Below are 1,669 nucleotides of genomic sequence, written 5' to 3'. Positions count from 1 at the left end.
TACTCAATCTGGACTGGTTGATATTAACGTTCCTGATTTGGGTGTAGATAAAGCAGTTGTTGCTGAAATCTTGGTTCAGGTTGGTGACAAAGTTGATGTAGACCAAAGCCTTGTTGTTGTTGAGTCAGATAAAGCAACTGTGGAAGTTCCAAGTACTGTTGCTGGTGTTGTGAAAGCAATTCACTTGCAAGCAGGCCAACAAGTTTCACAAGGTGTATTACTGGCAACAATTGAAGCTGAAGGCCAAGCACCTGCTGCTGCACCAGCGGCGAAAGCAGAATCAGCTCCACAGGCAGCAGCACCTAAAGCGGCAACTCCTGCTCCGACTCAAGCAGTATCTGCCCCTGCTTCTTCTGGTAATGATAAATTAACCAAAGAACAAGAAGCCGAAAACGCTAAAGTTTATGCAGGCCCAGCTGTGCGTAAGCTTGCTCGTGAACTTGGTGTAGTTTTATCTCAAGTTAAAACTTCTGGTGAACATGGCCGTGTTGTTAAAGAAGATATCTTTGCGTATGTGAAGACTCGTTTAACTGCACCGCAAGCGGCACCAGTTGCTTCGGCTGCACCAGCGGTTTCGGGTTTGCCAAAGCTTCCTGACTTCACTGCGTTTGGTGGCGTAGAAGAAAAAGTACTGACACGTTTGCAGCAAGTATCAATTCCGCAATTGTCGTTGAACAACTTTATTCCGCAAGTCACCCAGTTTGATTTGGCAGACATTACTGAGTTGGAAGATTGGCGTAATGAGTTAAAAGGCAACTTCAAAAAAGAAGGTATTAGCCTGACGATTATGGCATTCATTATCAAAGCGGTTGCGTACTTGTTAAAAGAAGAGCGTGAGTTTGCAGGTCATCTATCTGATGACGGTAAATCAGTGCTCTTGCGCAATGAAATCCATATGGGAATTGCGGTAGCAACACCTGATGGTTTAACTGTGCCAGTACTTCGTAACCCAGACCAAAAATCAATTAAGCAAATTGCAGTTGAATTGGGTGTGTTAGGTCAAAAAGCACGTGATAAGAAATTAACACCAAAAGACTTACAAGGTGCGAATTTCACCATTTCAAGTTTGGGCGCAATTGGTGGTACCGCATTTACACCTCTTGTGAACTGGCCACAAGTTGCAATTTTAGGTATTTCACCTGCAACAATGCAGCCAGTATGGAATGGTAAAGACTTTGATCCGCGCTTAATGTTGCCGTTGTCATTGTCTTATGACCACCGTGTAATTAATGGTGCAGATGCAGCTCGCTTTACAAATAAACTTACGAAACTTCTTAAAGATATTCGTACTTTATTAATCTAATATTTTTAAATGAATCATTAAAACCTCGCTTCGGCGGGGTTTTATTTTGATATTTAATTTAATTGGTTTTAAGTTAATCTAAAGACGAAAAATGAAGTGTCGAGAGAGGAGAAATTTCTCGTTAGTCGGTAAAGGAGAAAGAATAAATGGTAGGATTTTTAAAAATCATGGTGCCGATTCTATTAATTGTATTTTTATTAATGGGGTTGTGGGTGAGTGTTTTACACTTTCCTTGGGAATGGATGACTTACGTTGCAATGGGCTTGGAAGTATTTGTAGCAATGCTTATTTTGCCATTTGAATTTCAGTCTCAGCACGTAACTGGTATTAATAATTTTGGATTTATTAACTTAAAACCAATTAAAT

Annotated in this window: 2 protein-coding genes; both read left to right on the top strand. The window is 40.6% G+C overall.

Annotated features, from left to right (window positions below; translation table 11 throughout):
• On the top strand, positions 1 to 1,303 hold a 1,303-nt coding region (locus J536_RS24275; protein ID WP_032064262.1), incomplete at its 5' end, for a 2-oxo acid dehydrogenase subunit E2.
• Between the two features lie 146 nt (positions 1,304 to 1,449).
• Positions 1,450 to 1,669, top strand: a 220-nt coding sequence (locus tag J536_RS24270; RefSeq protein ID WP_050680472.1) for a hypothetical protein, incomplete at its 3' end; no start/stop codon positions are given.

This window comes from Acinetobacter sp. 809848, assembly GCF_000581275.1.
Taxonomy (GTDB): Bacteria; Pseudomonadota; Gammaproteobacteria; order Pseudomonadales; family Moraxellaceae; genus Acinetobacter; species Acinetobacter pittii.
The sequence above is the reverse complement of the archived record's forward strand: the minus strand, read 5'-3'. Positions and strand labels throughout refer to the sequence as shown.